An 18,420-nucleotide genomic window follows, 5' to 3' on the forward strand; every position below is an offset into this window, starting at 1 on the left:
CATCAGGTGGTGACCGTGTGGTGTGTAAGGATCAACCTTCGATGACCGCCGACTCCGCCTGGCTGGGTACGCAACGCCTGCCCGAGGTGACCGTGCACGCGTCGGGCGTGCTCGCGCAGACGATCCGCGCCGAGGTCCGGCAGACGCGTCGTTTCCGCACCGACGTACAGATCGCGGTCTGTACGTTGACCCGCGTCCGGGAGACGGCTCTCTGGCAGGAGGTCGAGGCCGCGGTGCCTGAGCACGGGCTGGGCGTCGAGGGGTTCGTGGTAGTGCGACGGGGCAACGATCTTGTGGTCGCGGCCGAGGGCGGGCACGGCTTGCTGTACGGGTATTTCTACGTGCTGCGGTACTTCGAGTGGATGAGCGGCGACTTCACCGTCGTCGAGCAACCCGCCGTACCGATCCGGATGCTGGACCACTGGGACGAGCTGTCCGGCGTCGTACGGCGCGGATACTCGGGCGGATCGATCTTTTTCCGCGACGGCGCGGTGGTGCCCGACCTCACGCGGGTTCGGGCGTACGCGCGGTTGCTGGCGTCGATCGGGATCAACGCGGTCGCGCTCGCCACCGCCGAGCTGCCCGACGTGGCGCGGTTGGCCGGCGTTTTCCGTGAGTACGGGATCGCGCTGAGCCTCGCGGTCGACTTCGTCGACGACCCGCGCGACGAGCGGGTCGCGCGCTGGTGGGCCGCCACGGTCGCCCGGGTGTACGACGTCGTACCGGATCTCGGCGGTCTGGTCGTGCGGACGGCGCGTGATCCCGAGGGCGCGAACCTGCTGGCACGGGCCGTGGCGCCGTACGGCGGAAGCGTTTTCTGGCGATGTTCCGGCGCGGAGCCCGAACAGGACTGGCGGGATCGGCGGGCGGATCGGGCGCGAGCGGCGTACGACGCGTTCATCCCGCTGGACGGGCGGTTCGAGGAAAACGTTGTCTTGCAGGTCAAACACGGGCCGTTGGACTTCCAGATCCGGGAGCCGGTCGCCCCGCTGCTCGGGGAATTCCAGGAAACCGTTTTCGGTGTCGAGTTGCAGGTCACGCAGGAGTACTCCGGCCAGCAGCAGGACCTCTGCTACCTGGGGCCCTGGTGGCGGGAGATCCTGCAGTTCGACACGACCGGTGGCGGCGGCGTGACCGTTGCCGACCGCATCGGTGCGATCGTTGCCGTGTCCAACGTCGGCGACGACCCCAACTGGACCGGGCACAAGCTTGCGCAGAGCAACCTCTACGCGTTCGGCCGGTTGGCGTGGGACCCGGCCGCGGACCCGGTCAGCCTGCTGCACGAGTGGGCGGCGGCGACGTTCGCGATGGACGACCGGACCCGAAGCGAGCTGGTGACCATCCTGTCCGGCTCGTGGCAGACGTACGAGCGGTACACCGCACCGCTCGGCGTCGGGTTCATGGTGACGCCGGGAACGCATTACGGGCCGAGCGTGAACGGGTACGAGTACTCGGGCGCGGGGAGGTACCACTTCGCGGATCGGTACGGCGTCGGCGTGGATCGGACCGTGAAGACGGGCTCGGGGTTCACGGGGCAGTACCCGGAACCGCTCGCGAGCCTGTACGAGGACATGTACACCTGTCCCGACGAGCTGCTGCTGTTCTTCCACCACGTGCCCTACGATCACGTGCTGCAGAGCGGAAGCACCGTGCTGCAACACATCTACGACACCCACTTCCAGGGGTACGCCGAGGTGGAGGCGATGGTCGCGCGCTGGCAGGTGATCGCCGAGCGCTTCGAGCCGGCCGTCCGCGCGAACATCACCGCCCGGTTCGAGACCCAGCTGTCGAACGCCCGCGAGTGGCGCGACCAGGTCAACACGTTCTTCTACCGGCTTTCCGGCGTACCGGATGCCCACGGCCGCACGATTCATAGGTAGGCTGTTCGAAAGTTTCGGATCGGGAGGCGTCGTGGCCGAGCGGCCGACCATTGCGAAAATTGCGGAGCAGGCCGGGGTCTCGGTGCCGACCGTCTCCAAGGTGCTGAACGGGCGCGCGGACGTGGCGGCGGCGACCCGGGCGCGGATCGAGAGCCTGATCCAGGAGCACGGGTACCGGCGGCGCAGCTCGAGTACGGCGGCCGGCCCGATGATCGACCTGGTGTTCAACCAGCTCGGCGGCGAGTGGGCGATGGAGCTGATCCGCGGCGTCGAGGAGGTCGTACGTTCCGAGGGCGTCGAGCTCGTGCTGTCCGAGTGCGGCGGGACGCTCCGGCCGCGGCAGGAGTGGATCGAGTCGGTGCTGAACCGGCGGCCGCTCGGCGTGATCATGGTGTTCTCGGACCTGGACGCCGATCAGCGCGCGCAGCTGGAGGCGCGGCGGATCCCGTTCGTGGTCGTCGATCCGGTCGGCGACGTGGGCGACGACGTACCGTCGATCGGCTCCGCGAACTGGAACGGCGGCCGCCTGGCGACGACTCATCTGCGGACCCTCGGTCACACCCGGATCGGGATGATCGGCGGTCCGATCGAGACGCTGTGCTCGCGGCAACGCGTCGACGGGTACACCGATGCGCTGCGGTCGACCGGTGTCGATGTCGATCCGGGGCTGATCCGGTGGGCGGACTTCGAGGTCGGCGGCGCCCATCGCGAGGCGCTTGCCCTGCTTCGGCTTGCCGACCGGCCCACCGCGATCTTCGCCGGCAGCGACATGCAGGCTTTGGGCGTCTACCAGGCTGCCCGTGAACTCGGGCTGGAGGTCCCGCGAGACCTGTCGGTCGTCGGGTACGACGACCTTCCGGTGGCGCAATGGGTGACCCCGACCCTCACCACGGTCCACCAGCCCCTGCAGCAGATGGCCGAACTCGCGACCCGCGTCGTACTCGATCTCTCCCGAGGCCGTACCCCCACCGCCCTCCGCCTGGACCTGGCGGTCGACCTGCGGATCCGCCAGTCCACAGCGTCTCCCGCAAGCTAGCTTGGGGAGGGTTTTGTGCCGAATCGGGCGGGAAATCCTCCCCAACCCGGAAGGTGCGGGGCGAAGGGGCCGGTTAGGGTGGGCTGCATGATCGTCGGCGTGGGTATCGATGTGGTCGACGTGGATCGGTTCATGCGGACGCTGGAGCGTACGCCGGGGTTGCGGGATCGGGTGTTCACCGCCGTGGAGGCGGTGAAGCCGCCGGCGTCGCTGGCGGCACGGTTCGCCGCCAAGGAGGCGTTGGCGAAGGCGCTCGGGGCGCCTGCGGGCATGCACTGGCACGACGCCGAGGTGCAGACCGACGAGACCGGGCGGCCGTGGCTGGAGATCACCGGCACCGTCGCGGCGCAGGCGGCCAAACTCGGCGTACAGAGCCTGCACCTGTCGTTGAGCCACGACGCCGGCATCGCTTCCGCGGTAGTCGTCCTGGAGGGCTGACCATGCGTAGCGCGCATACCGTTGAGCAAGTCCGGGCGGCTGAGGCCGCCTTGATGGCGCGGCTGCCGGAGGGCACGCTGATGCAGCGCGCGGCGACCGGGCTGGCGGTTGCCATCAGCAACTTCCTCGGCGGCACGTACGGCGCCCGCGTCGTCCTCCTGATCGGCTCCGGCGACAACGGCGGCGACGCCCTGTACGCCGGGGCGTACCTTGCCCGCCGCGGCGCCCAGGTCACCGCCGTCCTGCTGTCGGACAAGCCGCATCCAGCAGGTCTCGGTGCCCTCAAAACAGCAGGCGGACAAGCAATCCCCGCCACAAAGTCGACCATATCGAACAGCACGGCCGCCCAGAGTGCTGTTGCCGGGGCCGACGTTGTGGTGGATGGGATTGTGGGGATCGGCGGGCGGCCGGGGCTTCGGCCAGAGGCGCTTGCTGTGGTGCAGGTGGCCGAGCGGTACGGCGTACCGATCGTGGCTGTTGACACGCCGTCCGGTGTCGACGTGGACACCGGTGAGACGCCCGAGCCGCACGTGAACGCCGCGCTCACCGTCACGTTCGGCACGCACAAGATCTGCCATCTCGTCGACCCCGCCGCCACAGCCTGCGGCCCGGTTCACCTCGTCGACATCGGCCTCGACCTCCCACCCGCGCAAGTGCAGGCGCTCCAAGCCGCCGACATCAAAGCGCTCTATCCCGTCCCGCACGGCGAGTCCGACAAGTACTCCCGCGGCGTACTCGGCCTGATGGTCGGCTCCACCCAGTACCCCGGCGCTGCGGTGATCGCGACCGCGGGCGCTCTCGCCGGACCCGTCGGCATGGTGCGGTACGTCGGTCCGGACGCGGTGGCGAGCGCCGTCCGCGAAGCTCACCCGGAGGTCGTCGGCGACGGCCGGGTGCAGGCGTGGACCATCGGCTCCGGGCTCGGCGACAACCTCGACGTCCCCCGGATCCGGGAGGTGCTCGACGCCGAGGAGCCCGTTGTCCTGGACGCGGACGGTCTGAAAGCGCTCGACGATTCCGGCGACCACGTCGACGTACTGATCACACCGCACGCAGGCGAGCTCTCTCGACTGCTTGGGGTCGATCGCGCGACCGTCGAGGCCGAGCGGCTGAAGTACGCGCGGCTCGCGGCCGAGACCTTCGACGTGACCGTCCTGCTCAAGGGCTCCACCACCGTGATCGCCGGCCCGGACGGCGAGGTCCGGGTGAACACGAACGCCACTCCATGGCTGGCGACGGCCGGTGCGGGCGACGTGCTCGCCGGACTCTGCGGCGCTCTCCTCGCCGGCGGTCTGACCGCCCTCGACGCGGCGAGCGTCGGCGCGTACCTGCACGCCGCCGCGGCCAGCCTCGCATCCGACGGCGGACCGATCACGGCCATCTCCGTCGCCCAAGCCCTCCCCGCAGCAACCCGCCGCCTCCTGAGCTGAACCCAGCAGAGGACGCGCGGTAAGCGGTTGCGCGGCTCTGTGGTGCGGACGTAGGACTGGAGCGTTGCCTCCGCCGCCTTTGGAGTGTGCACGTGAAGCGATTCGCCGGGTTCGTGATTCTTGTCCTGCTTGCCGTGCTGCCGGTGCCGGCCGTGGCCCAGACCCAGACGGCCCAGACGAGTCAGCCGTACGTGGCTGATCGGCAGACGAAGATCGACGTGATGGGGGAGTGGGCCCATCCGGACGACGACACCAGCATCATCGGGCCGTGCGGTGTCTGGCATCAGCAGTACGGCGTCAAGTGCGGCGTGATCATGGTGACCCGAGGTGAGGGCGGCGGGAACGCGACCGGCCCCGAACTCGGCCCCGAGCTCGGTCTGCGGCGCGAGAACGAGGACCGCGTCGCGCACTACCGCTCCGGCACGGTCGACATCTTCAACCTCGACCGGATCGACTTCTTCTACAACCAGAGCGCGCCGCTGACGCAGTACTTCTGGGACGAGCAGGAGACGCTCCGGAGGGTCACGCGGGTGATCCGTGAGACGCAGCCGGAGATCTACATCGGCTTCACCCCGACCCTTGCGGCCGGCCACGGAAACCATCAGCAGGCCGGCCGCCTGATCTGGGAAGGCGTCCTCGCGGCCGCGGATCCGAACATGTTCCCCGAGCAACTCAAGGGTCCGCACGCGCTCAGCACCTGGCAGGTGAAGAAGGTCTTTTCCGGCGGTGCCACCGCAGGCATCGGCGGTACGACGACCTCGGCGAACTGCACCACCGGATTCACCCCGACCGGCCTGGACACCGTCGCGGGCGTGTGGACCGGCTACAACTCGCCGTACACCTGGCCGGCCGGTAACACGCAAGGGCAGACCGCTGGTACGCCGAAGATCTGGCAGCAGGTCGCGGACGAAGGCCGCGCGGCGTACCCGACCCAGAGCCGCGTGATGTACAAGGGCACGTCGGTTCCCGCCTGTCCGCGGTTCGGCATGACCGAGTCGTTCGTACCGTTCCAGCCGAACAGCAACGCGGCAGCCGGCCGCGACGACGCGATCCTGTTCGGAGCGACCAAACCCGATCCGGGCGGACTGCCGCTCGGAACGCTCGAGTACCTGACCTTCGAAAGGTTCTACCACGTCGCCGGTGAACCCTTCCAGGCCACCGTGCACCTCCGCGGAAAACTTGCCAAAGGCAACGTCGCGCTGACGGTGCCGGCGGGCTGGTCGACCGACGGCCCGAAACCGGTCCGCAAGGGATCGAGCGCCGACGTCACCTTCACCGTCACGCCCGCTGCCACCGCGACCGTCGACCAGAACGCGAAGATTTCCGCGCTCTACACCACCACCGAGCATGCGACCGGCTACACGGAAAACGTTGTACGGATCGTTTCCGCCGCCGAAGGACGCTTCCAGCGCTGGGGGAACTGGCAGGAGTACGACGAGTGGCTGCAGAACACCGCACCGCAGGCGAACCGCCTCGGCCGCTCGCAGGCGATCCAGTCGATGGGGATCGGCCAGACCATCGACGTACCGGTCGTCGTCCACAACTGGTCCGCCAAGCAGCAGACCGGCGCCGTGTCCCTTGACCTCCCGGCCAACTTCACCGTGGACGCGCAGGCCAAGCCGTACGACCTCGCACCCGGCGCGGACGCCACCGTCACGTTCAAGCTGACCAACACCGACACGACCTTGCCCGCCCAGCAGAACGTGGCGATCCCGATCAGAACGTCCTACGGCGGAGGGAGAGGTGGACAGGCCGCCGCCGGTAGCGAGACGCTGACCGTCACGCTCGTCCCGACGACAGTGATCCCGCAGGCGACGCCGGTCGTCGACGGCAAGGCGAACCCAGGTGAGTACCCAGGCCCGACGCTCGACCTCGGCCGCATCTGGCAGGGCGCGAGCACCTGCAGCGGCGTCGACGACTGCGGCGTTTCGTCAACAGGAGAAGGCAATACGGCCAAGGTCAGCTGGTCCGGCGACGCGCTCTACTTCTTCATCCACGTCCGCGACGACTACCAGTCGTACGCCGTGACACCGGAGGAATGCGTCGGTCACTGGCAGGCCGACTCGGTCGAGATCCTGCTCGACCCGCGCGGCACCGCGTCCCAGGACCTGAAAGACACCGCGAACACGTTCAAACTCGGCATCTTCCCGTTCAGCCAGAGCGGCGGCCCGTGCTGGGAACGCGACGCGGACAACCACCAGGGCTACTCGAGCGGTGCCCTCGACACCGGCAACGCGCCCGGCGTGCAGGTCGCGTCGACCGCGCAGTGGGTCGGCAGCAACCAGACCACGGTCCCGCACGCATACGCCGGCGGAGGCTACGACCTCGAGGTGAAGATCCCGCTCGCCGACCTCCCGTCCGCCGTCGACCCGGCGCGGCTCGGGCTGAACATCACGCCGTACGACAACGACGACACCTCGGCTGCCGGTACGACGACGTTGCGGCATATCGACATGAGTACGCGTCTCGGGTGGTCGGCGCTCGGCTCCGTGCAGTCCGACCCGTACCGCTGGGGGCTCGCCACGCTGCCCGGGTATACACCGCCGGCGGACCGCCCCACCACGCCGGCGCCGCCGGACGTGTCGAACCCGAACCTGAACGGCGCCCTGTCGCCGCAAACGATTGCGCAGTCCGCGCGCAACGGCGTACCGATCTCCGGCCGGGTGCCGACCGACGACCTCGAGATCCTGTCCTCCGCCGTGCGTGGCGACGCCGTACACCTCGTCACGTCGTCGAAAGGAAACGGAACTGCTCGCGCTTTCCTGACCAGTGGTCAGCTCGGCGCGATCCCGGTGTGGACGACGTCGTGCACGACCGACCCGCCGCCGGACTACGGGTTCACGCCGTGTGCGATCACCGACGGCGCGACGCCGCCGTGGTCACCGGACATGAGCGGTCATCTGGTGAAGCAGGCCACTCGGCAGGTCACCCGCGGCGTGCAGCACTGGACGATCCCGTTGACGGCGTCCCAACAGCAGCAGCTGAAGGACCGCGGCCACCTGCTCATCTCCTACGAGACGGCGAAGAACGAGGTCCAAGCCTTCGACATCCGCATCGGCTGGCCGGTCAGCGGGCTGCGGTGAAGTCCAGGCCGCCGGCGGCGGAGCGTAGTTGTAGTGTCGAGCCGTCGATCTGGTAGGTCAGCTCGCCCTTCAATCCCTTCAGGACAAGGGATTCCACCGTGGCGGCGTCCCCGGCGCACGCCCGGCGTGTGGTGGCCAGCTCGCCGAAGGTGACCTTGCCGGTGTCGTGCGCGACCACGCCCTGGAACTCGTTGCAACCGGTCGATCCGGTGACGCGTTCGCCGTTGAGTGTCAGCCAGACCTTCTCGAAGCCGGCCTGGTGCGACGCGGATTCGCCGGAGACGACCGTGGTCAGCTTCCACTTCGTGCCGTCGAGGGCGAGGTCGGGCTGCGCGGTCTCCTTGTCGAGCAGCGAGATCGTCGTGCTCTCGGTGCTGAGCACGAGCTTGTCGCCGTCCAGCTTCCAGGTCGGCTTCGCCGAGAGAACGCCGGCGATCCAGGAATCTTGAGCCTGCTGAGCGCCCATACAGCCGATCAATGTCGACATGATCTCCTTGCCGAGGCTCAGCTTGCCCTCGGAGGTCGAGACCGAAGTCTGCGACGAGTTGCAGCCGGCGTCCCACGACAGCCGGCCGTCGGTGGTGAACTCCAGCCGGACCTGGGTCTTCGCAACGAGTGGTCGAGGCTTCTCGTTCTCGGTCACCGACGTTGACAAGAACGTCCGACCGGTCAGTGAACCCCCGGTCCCCGAACCCCCGGTTCCCACGTCGTTTCCGCAGGCGCTCAACAGCAGCAACCCGGTCCCGGCAAGCGCGATCATCCGTTTGTTCACACCTAGAGGACGCCGCCTGGGGCGCTACCGTTGCAAGTGAAGGGTTGGTTAATTCAGGGGGCGGAGTTGGCAGATCTGATCACGGTTCGATAACGTCACGGCCGTACGCGAGAGCGAACAGCACGACAAGGCCAGCCGAACTGGCCCTTCTGGGGATTCGTCCAATCGATCAGTTGAGGGCCGCGCTGGAGTTCTGGGGCATGCAGCGCGACTCGTCGAGCACACTAAGGAACTTTTCGCATGCCCCTCACCCGAACTGCCCGGAGTCGCGCGATTCTGCCCGCGGCCCTCGTCGCTGTCGCCGGTCTGGTAGCGCTACCGATCGTCGTACACGCGTCCAAGGACTCGCCGGTCGCGACCGCGAACGCCGCGGACAGCACGGTGACAGCCCTGCCCAACGTCGGACGCGTGGAGACCTGCGTCCTCGACGCCTCTTCCGGTTGCACCGTCCTGCACGGCTTCGGACAGAAGCCGGTCGCGATCACCGCGACCGCCTCCGGCCCCGCGATGGTGTCGATCGACCCGCGCCGCACCACCGACCAGAGTTACCGGCTGCGCGCGCTCCGCTACGACGGCCAGAAGTATCAGGCCGGCACCAAGGTGACCTACACCGTCCACTACGACTTCGCCGCCGTAGCAGGCCAGCCGACGACCCCGTCCCCGACCACAGCCCCGACCACCAGCAGCACTCCGACGAAGCCCCCGACGTCGAGCACTCCGACTGCGACGCCGACCCAGACGAGCACCACTCCGACGAAGCCGCCGGCGTCGACCCCGACGTCTCCTTCCACCACTTCGACGACACCTACGTCGACGACCAGCCCGAGCCAGACGTGCACGAGCCCGTCGTTCGTCACCACCTCGACGAACAACCAGGGCGACGGGCGGGCGTTCGGTGCGTACTACGTCCACAACAACATGTGGAACAACGACAACGGGACCTACACGCTGAGTGCGTGCAACTACAACAACTGGTTCCTCGACGTCACGCAGCCGCTGCCCGGTGACAAGGGCGTCCAGGCGTACCCGAACGTGCACAAGGACTACAACGACGTACCGCTGTCGAAGATCCAGTCGGCCAAGTTCGCGGCGAGCACGCCCGCCAACTGCCCGGCCTGCATCTACAACGTCGCGTTCGACGCGTGGATCGGTGACGGGCTGAACAACGAGCTGATGATCTGGACCGACAACAAGAACCAGGTCCCGGGCGGCGACAAGGTGGGCACCGTGACGTTCGGCGGCTTCACGTACGACGTCTGGCACGAGAACGGCTACACCGCGTACGTGTCGCAGGTGACGCAGAAGTCCGGGACGATGCCGCTGGCCAGCTTCTTCAACGACATGGCCAAGCGCGGCTGGACCCCGAAGGCCACCACCTGGCAGGTCGATTTCGGCGTCGAGGTGGTGTCTACCGGCAACACCAAGCAGCGCTTCAACTTCACCGACTTCTCCATCCAGGAGAACTGACCCTCCCGCTCTCGCAAACCCGGCGGCCACCGCATTCACGCGGTGGCCGCCGAAGGTGTGTCTCCCGGTCCCACGCCTACTGCGGGGCACTCGGCACGGCACCTCGCCGCACGGGTGCAAAGGCCACGATGCTCCGCATCGAGACCTTCGCCCCCGCACGCCGATGCACCGCACCGAGCACCTCCTCGCGACGGCGTGGAACCGGGAGACACACCTTAGGGTTTCTGTGTGACTGGACTTGTGATTTTCGACAACGACGGTGTGTTGGTGGACTCCGAGCGGTTGGCCAATACGATTCTGGCTGAGCTGCTCACGGAGGCCGGGTTGCCGTACACCTTCGAGGAGACGGTGCGGGACTTCATGGGCGGGTCCATGGCGTCGATGCGCCAGAAGGCGGAGGCCCAGCTCGGGCGGCCGCTGCCCGCGGATCTCGAGGACCGGTACCACCAGCGGCTGTTCGACGGCTTTGCGAACCTGCAGGCGATCGAGGGGGTCGAGGCCGTTCTCGACCACCTGGACGAGCGCGGCGTCAGGTACTGCCTCGCTTCCTCGGGCACCCATCGAAGGATCCGTACGGCGTTGACCGCGGTCGGCTTCCTGCACCGGTTCGAGGGTCGGATCTTCAGCGCCGAGGACGTCGCGCACGGCAAGCCCGCCCCCGATCTCTTCCTGCACGCGGCCGCCTCGATGGGCGTGAAACCGGCCGACTGCCTGGTCGTCGAGGACAGCCCGCTGGGCGTCGCCGCCGCGGTCGCCGCCGGCATGAAGGTCTTCGGGTACGCCGGCATGACCGACCCCGCGAAACTTTCCGAAGCCGACACGGTTTTCCACAACATGACGGCCCTCGCAGCCCTCATCGACGGAGCCTGAGACACTGGAACGACCATGTCTACTCCTGAGTCACGTCCGGTCCGTGCTGAGGCCGTGGTCGATCTGGCTGCGATTCGTCACAATGTCAGCACGCTGCGTGCCCGCGCCGAGGGTGCGCAGCTGATGACCGTGGTCAAGGCCGACGGGTACGGGCATGGGATGGTGCCGGTCGCCCGGGCTGCCCGCCAGGCCGGTGCGGACTGGATCGGCGCCGCGGTCCTCGAGGAGGCGCTCGGACTGCGCGCGGCCGGTGACACCGGGCCGATCTTCTGCTGGCTGACCACCCCGGGCGAGCCGCTGGCCGACGCGATCGAGGCCGGGATCGACCTGTCCGCGGGCGCGCCCTGGGAGATCGACGAACTCGTCGCCGGGGTGCGGGATCGCCCGGCGCGGGTGCACCTCAAGATCGACACCGGGATGTCCCGCGGCGGCGCCGTACCGGAGGAGTGGCCGGCGCTGATCCGCGCCGCCGTCCGCGCGCAGGCGTCCGGGCGGATCGAGATCAAGGGCATCTGGTCGCACCTGGCCTCCTCGGACGAGCCGAAGAGCCCGGCGAACGAGTCCCAGCTGGCGACCTTCACCGAGGCGATCGAGGTCGCCGAGTCGTTCGGTATCGACGCCGAGTTCAAGCACCTCGCGAACTCGGGTGCCACGCTGGCGTTGCCGGAGACCCATTTCAACCTGGTCCGTCCGGGCGTCGCGACGTACGGACTGTCGCCGTTCGGGCATGCGCTGCCGTCGTCCGAGCTCGGGCTGCGGCCGGCGATGACGCTCAAGGCGCGGCTGGCGATGGTGAAGCGGGTGCCGGCCGGCGCCGGCGTCTCGTACGGGCTGACCTGGACTGCGCCGCGGCCGTCGACGCTCGGCCTGATTCCGCTCGGGTACGGCGACGGGCTGCCGCGGCACGCCTCGAACGGCGGACCGGTCCAGGCGTACGGCGTACGGCGTGCGATCGTCGGCCGGATCTGTATGGACCAGTGCGTCGTGAACCTCGAGGACGACCAGGCCGCGGCGGGCGACGAGGTCGTGCTGTTCGGCCCGGGTACGTCGGGCGAGCCGACCGCGGACGACTGGGCCGACGCGGCCGGGACCATCAACTACGAGATCGTCACTCGCCTGGGCGTCCGGATCCCACGCAGGTACATCGACAGCGCCCCAGTCGAAAGGTAGACCGGCATGTCCAAAGCAGGGCGGACTGCTGGTCTGATCGGGGCCGCGGTCGGAGTGCTGGCCGCAGGAGCCGCGGCCGGGGTCGCGGTCGAGCGCCAGGTGATCGGCCGGCGCTCAGGGCAACGCAAGCAGTTGGAGGCCGAGCCGTTCGGGTCCCAGCGCGGGACGCCGTACATCTTCACCGCCGACGACGGCGTCGAGCTGTACGTCGAGGTGGACGAGCTGAAGCGCTCGCGGCGACCCGCACCGCCGCCGAAGCGCCGGCTCGGCCGGAAGCTGCCGTTGCCGCCCGAGGACCTGACCGTGATCTTCGCGCACGGCTACGGCCTGAACATGGACGCCTGGCATTTCGAGCGCCGTGACCTGGCCGGCATCGGGACGATGGTGTTCTACGACCAGCGCTCGCACGGACGCTCCGGCCGGTCCGCGAAGGCGAACGTCAGCATCGACCAGCTCGGCCGGGACCTGTACGGGATCGTCGAGCGGTTCGCGCCGACCGGGCCGGTGATCCTGATCGGTCACTCGATGGGCGGTATGACGATCATGGCGCTCGCCGAGCAGCATCCCGAGCTGTTCGGCGACCGGGTGATCGGTGTCGGCCTGTGCTCGACCAGCGCCGGCGGGCTGGACCAGGTGCCGATCGTGTTCCCGGGCAAGGTCGGCATGCTCGCGCGGGCGCTGGCCACGCCGACGGTCGCCGCGCTGGCCCGGATCCCGGACGTGGTCGAGCGCAGCCGGAAGGCCGGTACGGACATCAGCTACCTGCTGACCCGGAAGTACTCGTTCGGTTCCGAGGTGCCGCCGGCGTTCACCGAGTTCGTCAACGAGATGATCGCGGCGACGCCGATCGAGGTGATCGCGGAGTTCTACCCGATCTTCGCGCTGCACGACAAGTACGACTCCCTGGAGCCGCTGCAGAAGGTGGAGTGCGTGGTCGTCGGCGGCGACAAGGACCACCTGACACCGTTCGCGCACGCCGAGGAGATCGTCCGGCGGGTGCCCGGCGCCGAGCTGGTCGAGGTGAAGAACTGCGGTCATCTGGGCCTGATCGAGCACCACCGTGAATTCACCGCGGCCCTCCTTGGGATGATCGAGCGAGCCGAACAATCTCTAGGACCCTCATGACAGACCTTCACGTCGTCGACGCCACCCAGGAACATGTCGACGACATCGTCAATGTGATCCACCATGCCTTCTCCGCGCGCCGGGTTCTCGACCCGCCGGCGACGGCGTTGTCCGAGAACGCGACGACCGTGGCGGCGGCGATCGCCGAGCACGGCGGGCTGCTGGTGCTGAGCGACGGCGTTCCGCTCGGGGCGGTGCTGTTCGAGCAGGTCGGTGACGTCCTGAACCTGCGCCGCGTGTCCGTCGACCCCCGGTACCAAGCCCGTGGCGTCGCCTCGGCGATGGTCGGTTGCGCCGAGGAGGTCGCCGTACGTCGGGGGCTCAGCCGGGTGAACCTGATCGCGCGGGTCGAACTGCCGGACACCGTGGAGTTCTGGAGGCGGCGTGGGTACTCCGTCGTCGACCAGCAGGCGCACAACCTGACCTTCGCCAAGGCGATGCCCCTCGAGTTGACCGTGCCGACCGCCGACGAGATGCAGGCGATCGGCGAGGAGCTGGCCGGTCAGCTGCGGGCGGGCGACGTACTCGTGCTGTCCGGTGATCTGGGCGCCGGCAAGACGACGTTCACGCAAGGGCTCGGCGTCGGGCTGAAGGTGCGCGGCGCGATCACGTCGCCGACGTTCGTGATCTCGCGCGTGCACCCGTCGCTGTCCGGTGGACCCGCGTTGGTGCACGTCGACGCGTACCGCATCGGCGGCTTCGCCGAGCTCGACGATCTCGACCTGGATGCGAGCCTGGAGGACGCGGTCACAGTGGTCGAGTGGGGTCATGGGCTGGCCGAGGCGCTGGCGCCTGATCGGTTGGACATCGTGGTGACCCGTGGCGACGACGACACCGACGAGACACGGTCGCTGCGGATCACTCCGGTGGGTCCGCGATGGGCCGCCTCCGGCGTCCAGGTATCTGTACTGGAGAAGAACTGACATGTTGCTTGCCTTCGACACCTCGAGTGCCGCTGTCACTGTCGCACTGGCCACGCCGGCCGGCGAGATCGTGGCCTCGTCGACGACCGTCGACGCGTTGCGCCACGGGGAACTCCTCGCGCCCGCGATCGCAGCGGCGCTGGAAACGGCAGGAGTCACGCCGCGCGACCTGACCGGGATCGCGGTCGGCGTCGGCCCGGGCCCGTTCACCGGGCTGCGGGTCGGACTCGTGACGGCTCGGACGATGGGCGAGGTGCTGGGGATCGAGGTGTCCGGCGTGTGCAGCCTCGACATCCTCGCCCGGCAGTCGACGCTGACGTTGCCTGTCGCGGTCGCGACAGACGCGCGGCGCAAGGAGATCTACTGGGCGCTGTACGACGGGCCGGCCGCGGACGGCAGTCGTCGGCGGCTCGAGGGACCTGCGGTCGACAAGCCTGCCGAGGTCGCCCACGTGCTGTCCGGGCTGCCCGTGATCGGCCGCGGCGCGGTGCTGTACGCCGAGGCGCTGGGCGTGACCGCTGTTGAGGTCCCGGAGTACCCGTCGGCCGACGTGCTGGCGACGGGCGTGGCGACCGGGACGCTCGAGGTCGTCGCGCCGGATCCGCTGTACCTGCGCCGGCCGGACGTGACCATGTCCAGCGGCCCGAAGAGTGTGCTGTGAGACCTGCGATCAGAGCGGCACGTTCGGACGACCAGGCTGAGCTGGTCGCGTTGGACGAGCTGTGCTTCGGCCAGGCTGCCTGGGGCACGGGCGCCTGGGCTGACGAGTTCGACCGGCTGAGCGAGGACCGGGTCGTCCTGGTGGCGGACGAGGGCGCGCTCGTCGGGTACGTCGTACTGCTGCTGCCTCCGGTCGCGCTTGATGTGGTCGAGGTGCTGCGGATCGCGGTGACCCCGGCAGAGCGCCGTACCGGGATCGGCGGGCAGTTGCTGACGGCGGCGTTGGACCGCTGTGCCGGGCGGACGGTGTTACTGGAAGTTGCCGCGGGCAACGAATCGGCGATCGGGTTGTACCGGGGCTTCGGCTTCGAGGAGATCAGCCGGCGCAGCGGGTACTACGGCGCCGGCGAGGATGCGGTGATCATGCGGTGGCGGGAGGAACAGTGACTACAGAGCCCCTGATTCTGGGGATCGAGACGTCGTGTGACGAGACCGGAGTGGGGATCGTGCGCGGGCAGACGCTGCTCGCCGACGCGATCGCGTCCAGTGTCGAGGAGCACGCCCGGTTCGGTGGGGTCGTCCCCGAGGTGGCCAGCCGGGCGCACCTCGAGGCGATGGTGCCGACGATCCGGCGGGCCTGCGAGACGGCCGGTATCAAACCGACCGATGTCGACGCGGTCGCGGTGACCAGCGGGCCCGGTCTGGCCGGCGCGTTGCTCGTCGGCGTTGCCGCGGCCAAGGGGCTGGCGCTGTCGCTGGACAAACCCATCTATGGCGTGAATCACCTGGCGGCGCACGTCGCGGTGGACACGTTGGAGCACGGCGATCTGCCGAAGGGCTGCGTCGCGATGCTGGTGTCCGGTGGGCACTCGTCCCTGCTCGCGGTCGAGGACATCACCGACGGCGTCGTACCGATGGGAAGCACCATCGACGACGCGGCCGGTGAGGCGTTCGACAAGGTGGCTCGGGTGCTCGGGCTGCCGTTCCCGGGCGGGCCGTGGATCGACAAGGCGGCGCGGGACGGCGGGGACCGGCTGTACGTGACGTTCCCGCGCGGTCTGACGTCGCAGCGGGACCTCGAGCGGCACCGGTTCGACTTCTCGTTCTCCGGGTTGAAGACGGCGGTCGCGCGCTGGGTCGAGGCTCGGCGGCGGGACGGCGAGGACGTGCCGGTGAACCATGTCGCGGCGGCGTTCCAGGAAGCGGTCTGCGACGTACTGACCCGCAAGGCGATCGACGCGTGCAAGGACCGCGGTTTCGAGCACCTGCTGATCGGCGGCGGTGTCGCGGCGAACTCGCGGCTCCGGGCGATGGCCGAGGAGCGTGCGTCCGCGGCGGGTATCGCCGTACGGGTGCCGCGGCCCGGCCTGTGTACCGACAACGGCGCGATGGTCGCCGCGCTGGGCTCGGAGCTGGTCCGGTCCGGGAAGGCGCCGTCACCACTCGACCTTCCTGCCGACTCGTCCATGCCGATCACGGAGGTACTGAACAAATGAGGTGGACCGGCCCGGACGGCTTCGAGGCGGACGACGACGCCGAGCGGATCGACGTCGACGTGGTGCAGGGCTTCCTGAGTACGTCGTACTGGGCCGAGGGGATCCCGCGGGAGGTGGTGGACCGGGCGATCGCCGGTTCGCTGAACCTCGGCGTATACGGCGCGGACGGTGCGATGGTCGCGTACGCGCGGATGGTGACGGACCGGGCCACGTTCGCGTGGCTGGCCGACGTGTTCGTGCTGGAGTCGCACCGGGGGCACGGGCTCGGGCGGTTCGTCGTGTCGACCTTGCTCGAGCATCCGGACTTGAAGGGCCTGCGGCAGATCCTGCTGGCGACCGCCGACGCGCACGAGCTCTACCGGTCGTACGGTTTCAGCGAAACGCCGCCTGGACGGATGATGGCGATCCGCAGGGAACCGGCCGAGTTGTACGTGCGGCCGTGAGGCGTCCGGGTGTCGATCTCGTCCGGCACCCGGCGGGCGCGACCGAGCTGGTGCTGCTCGCGCACGGCGGGGAGGAGCGCTCGCACTCCGACCCGCACCTGTGGCGCCCTGCGGTGCTGCGGTTGTGGCCGTTCGCGCAGGCCGCGCGGTCGGTCGCGCCGAACGCCGCGATCGGGTTCGTCCGGTATCGCTTCCGCGGCTGGAACGACGCCGGCGACGCGGCGACCGATCTGCGGACGGTTCTGGACGAGCTGCCGCCGGTGATCTCGCGCGTGTTACTGATCGGGCACTCGATGGGCGGGCGAGCCGTAGTCGGCGCCGGCGATCATCCGCGGGTGGCGGGCGTGCTCGCGCTGGCGCCGTGGCTGCCGCGCGACGAGCCGCTCGTCGCGCTTCGGCCGCCCGTCACGTTCGTGCACGGGACCGACGACACGATCACGTCTCCCGAGGGCACGGCGGCGTACGTGCAGAGGCTGCGTGCGGCCGGGACAGCGGTGACGACGTATTCGCTCGCCGGGGAAGGGCACGCGATGCTGCGGCGCGCGAAGAACTGGAACCGGCTGGTAGCCGAGTTCGTGGCGGGGATCCCTGCCGGTGGTGGCGACGAGCACTTGCCGACGGTGCGCGATCAGACGGCGTCGGCGATCGGCGAGATCGCGATCGCCCGGCTCCGGATGGCCGTGAAGGAACGGTTCCGGGCAAGTTAGTGGCGGGTCTCCGGGGAGTTGCGGCAGCGGACGCAGCACCTCGCCCGCCGGCTTGTCGCCCGGAGACCCGCTCGTGAGATCGATCATATGTTCGAATGTGCGGCGAACGCAAGTCCTGATTGTTGGGCGCGATGGCGGCCGGGCGTCGTGCCGACGACAGCGGCGAAGGCTGCGATGAAGCCGCTCGGGTTCGCCCAGCCGCAGGCGTGTGCGACGTACGTGGTGTCGTGGCCGTCCGCGAGCAGGACGAGAGCGTGGTAGATGCGGAGTTGCGTGCGCCATTCGTAGTACGTCATGCCGAGCTCGTTGCGGATGAGACGGCTCAGGGTGCGGGCGCCGGCTCCGGCATTGCGTCCCAATTCGGCGAGGGGCGTGTTGTCCGCGGGGTTCTCGCGGAGGAGTTCGGCGATGCTGCGCAGGCGGTCGTCGCGCGGTTCGGGTAGTTGCAGTGGCTGCTCCGTCGCCTCGTGGAGTTCGTCGACGAGAACGTGTTGGAGGCGGGCACGGGCGGCGGGCTCGAGGTGGCGGCTCGTCAGGGCGAGTACGACCTCGCGGGCGAGGCCGGACGCCAGGAACACGGCCGGACGGTCCGGGATGCTTTCGGCCAGGGGTGCGGGGAGGAACACGATTCGCATGTCGGTCTCGCCGTGGGCGCGGTGCTGGTGAGTGAACCCGGCCGGCGTCCAGGCGATCCGGTTGGCGGGCACGATCGACGTACCCCGATCTGTTTGCACGGCCAGGACGCCGCGGGCGGCGTACACCAGGTGTCCCTCGTCGTGCGTCTGCAGCGGGCTCGTGCCGCCCGAGGCCCAGTGGTGGGCGCCGGCGGACGGAAAGAGTTCCGAGCGGAGAGGTTGGCGGCCAACGGGCATAGCTTGGCATTCTATCGGTGGTCGGCCATGCCAGTCTGCGGCGAGAGT

17 protein-coding genes are annotated in these 18,420 nt (G+C 69.1%); 15 read left to right on the forward strand and 2 right to left on the reverse strand.

Features of this window, described 5'->3' with window-relative positions; all coding sequences use genetic code 11:
* Positions 1-41: 41 nt before the first annotated feature.
* The 5 genes from EV651_RS04100 to EV651_RS04120 all read left to right on the forward strand — a co-directional run bounded on the left by EV651_RS04100 (position 42) and on the right by EV651_RS04120 (position 7,867).
* Positions 42-1,880 carry an alpha-glucuronidase gene (locus EV651_RS04100; protein WP_133782178.1) on the forward strand — a complete coding sequence of 613 codons (1,839 nt, stop codon included), beginning with the start codon at positions 42-44 and terminating at the stop codon, positions 1,878-1,880.
* Positions 1,881-1,911: 31 nt separating this feature from the next.
* Complete coding sequence (locus EV651_RS04105) at positions 1,912-2,916, forward strand: LacI family DNA-binding transcriptional regulator (RefSeq protein ID WP_238156652.1); 1,005 nt, start codon at positions 1,912-1,914, stop codon at positions 2,914-2,916.
* Between the two features lie 87 nt (positions 2,917-3,003).
* Positions 3,004-3,354 carry a holo-ACP synthase gene (locus EV651_RS04110; protein WP_130384581.1) on the forward strand — a complete coding sequence of 117 codons (351 nt, stop codon included), beginning with the start codon at positions 3,004-3,006 and terminating at the stop codon, positions 3,352-3,354.
* 2 nt (positions 3,355-3,356) lie between these two features.
* The gene (locus EV651_RS04115; protein ID WP_133782182.1) at positions 3,357-4,784 is read left to right on the forward strand and encodes an NAD(P)H-hydrate dehydratase; all 1,428 of its coding nucleotides are present in this window, start codon (positions 3,357-3,359) and stop codon (positions 4,782-4,784) included.
* Positions 4,785-4,876: 92 nt separating this feature from the next.
* Positions 4,877-7,867, forward strand: coding sequence for a PIG-L family deacetylase (locus EV651_RS04120; RefSeq protein ID WP_133782184.1), 2,991 nt, complete (start codon positions 4,877-4,879; stop codon positions 7,865-7,867).
* Here the strand turns inward: EV651_RS04120 and EV651_RS04125 are convergent.
* Positions 7,851-8,627 carry an META domain-containing protein gene (locus EV651_RS04125; protein ID WP_133783270.1) on the reverse strand — a complete coding sequence of 259 codons (777 nt, stop codon included), beginning with the start codon at positions 8,625-8,627 and terminating at the stop codon, positions 7,851-7,853. The two genes, EV651_RS04120 and EV651_RS04125, sit on opposite strands and share 17 nt — an antisense overlap.
* A 252-nt stretch (positions 8,628-8,879) precedes the next feature.
* Here EV651_RS04125 and EV651_RS04130 point away from each other — a divergent pair, with 252 nt between their 5' ends.
* The 10 genes from EV651_RS04130 (at position 8,880) to EV651_RS04175 (ending at position 17,500) form a co-directional block, all read left to right on the forward strand.
* Entirely contained in the window at positions 8,880-10,106 is a 1,227-nt protein-coding gene (locus EV651_RS04130) for a hypothetical protein (protein ID WP_133782186.1), read from the forward strand.
* Positions 10,107-10,334: 228 nt separating this feature from the next.
* Complete coding sequence (locus tag EV651_RS04135) at positions 10,335-10,976, forward strand: HAD family phosphatase (RefSeq protein WP_133782188.1); 642 nt, start codon at positions 10,335-10,337, stop codon at positions 10,974-10,976.
* A gap of 15 nt (positions 10,977-10,991) precedes the next feature.
* The gene (gene alr / locus EV651_RS04140; RefSeq protein ID WP_133782190.1) at positions 10,992-12,146 is read left to right on the forward strand and encodes an alanine racemase; all 1,155 of its coding nucleotides are present in this window, start codon (positions 10,992-10,994) and stop codon (positions 12,144-12,146) included.
* Positions 12,147-12,152: 6 nt separating this feature from the next.
* Positions 12,153-13,271, forward strand: coding sequence for an alpha/beta fold hydrolase (locus EV651_RS04145; RefSeq protein ID WP_133782192.1), 1,119 nt, complete (start codon positions 12,153-12,155; stop codon positions 13,269-13,271).
* Positions 13,268-14,194 (forward strand): tRNA (adenosine(37)-N6)-threonylcarbamoyltransferase complex ATPase subunit type 1 TsaE, encoded by a 927-nt coding sequence (gene tsaE, locus EV651_RS04150; RefSeq protein ID WP_133782194.1) that lies wholly within the window; start codon positions 13,268-13,270, stop codon positions 14,192-14,194. The genes EV651_RS04145 and tsaE overlap by 4 nt, the downstream gene beginning before the upstream one ends.
* Before the next feature lies 1 nt (position 14,195).
* Positions 14,196-14,855: a tRNA (adenosine(37)-N6)-threonylcarbamoyltransferase complex dimerization subunit type 1 TsaB gene (gene tsaB, locus EV651_RS04155; protein ID WP_133782196.1), complete on the forward strand. Its 660-nt coding sequence runs from the start codon at positions 14,196-14,198 to the stop codon at positions 14,853-14,855.
* Positions 14,852-15,301 carry a GNAT family N-acetyltransferase gene (locus EV651_RS04160; RefSeq protein WP_133782198.1) on the forward strand — a complete coding sequence of 150 codons (450 nt, stop codon included), beginning with the start codon at positions 14,852-14,854 and terminating at the stop codon, positions 15,299-15,301. Before tsaB ends, EV651_RS04160 begins: the two co-directional genes overlap by 4 nt.
* Entirely contained in the window at positions 15,298-16,350 is a 1,053-nt protein-coding gene (tsaD, locus tag EV651_RS04165) for a tRNA (adenosine(37)-N6)-threonylcarbamoyltransferase complex transferase subunit TsaD (protein WP_133782201.1), read from the forward strand. Before EV651_RS04160 ends, tsaD begins: the two co-directional genes overlap by 4 nt.
* Positions 16,347-16,793 (forward strand): GNAT family N-acetyltransferase, encoded by a 447-nt coding sequence (locus EV651_RS04170; protein WP_133782203.1) that lies wholly within the window; start codon positions 16,347-16,349, stop codon positions 16,791-16,793. Before tsaD ends, EV651_RS04170 begins: the two co-directional genes overlap by 4 nt.
* A complete protein-coding gene (locus EV651_RS04175) occupies positions 16,790-17,500 on the forward strand; it encodes a dienelactone hydrolase family protein (protein WP_133782205.1) in 711 nt (236 codons plus the stop codon). Before EV651_RS04170 ends, EV651_RS04175 begins: the two co-directional genes overlap by 4 nt.
* An 83-nt stretch (positions 17,501-17,583) precedes the next feature.
* On the opposite strand, the gene EV651_RS04180 is transcribed toward EV651_RS04175, so the two are convergent.
* Positions 17,584-18,372 (reverse strand): helix-turn-helix domain-containing protein, encoded by a 789-nt coding sequence (locus tag EV651_RS04180; RefSeq protein ID WP_133782207.1) that lies wholly within the window; start codon positions 18,370-18,372, stop codon positions 17,584-17,586.
* Positions 18,373-18,420: the final 48 nt, after the last annotated feature.

The sequence above is a fragment of the Kribbella sp. VKM Ac-2571 genome (genome assembly GCF_004362255.1).
In the GTDB taxonomy this organism is placed as follows: domain Bacteria; phylum Actinomycetota; class Actinomycetes; order Propionibacteriales; family Kribbellaceae; genus Kribbella; species Kribbella pratensis.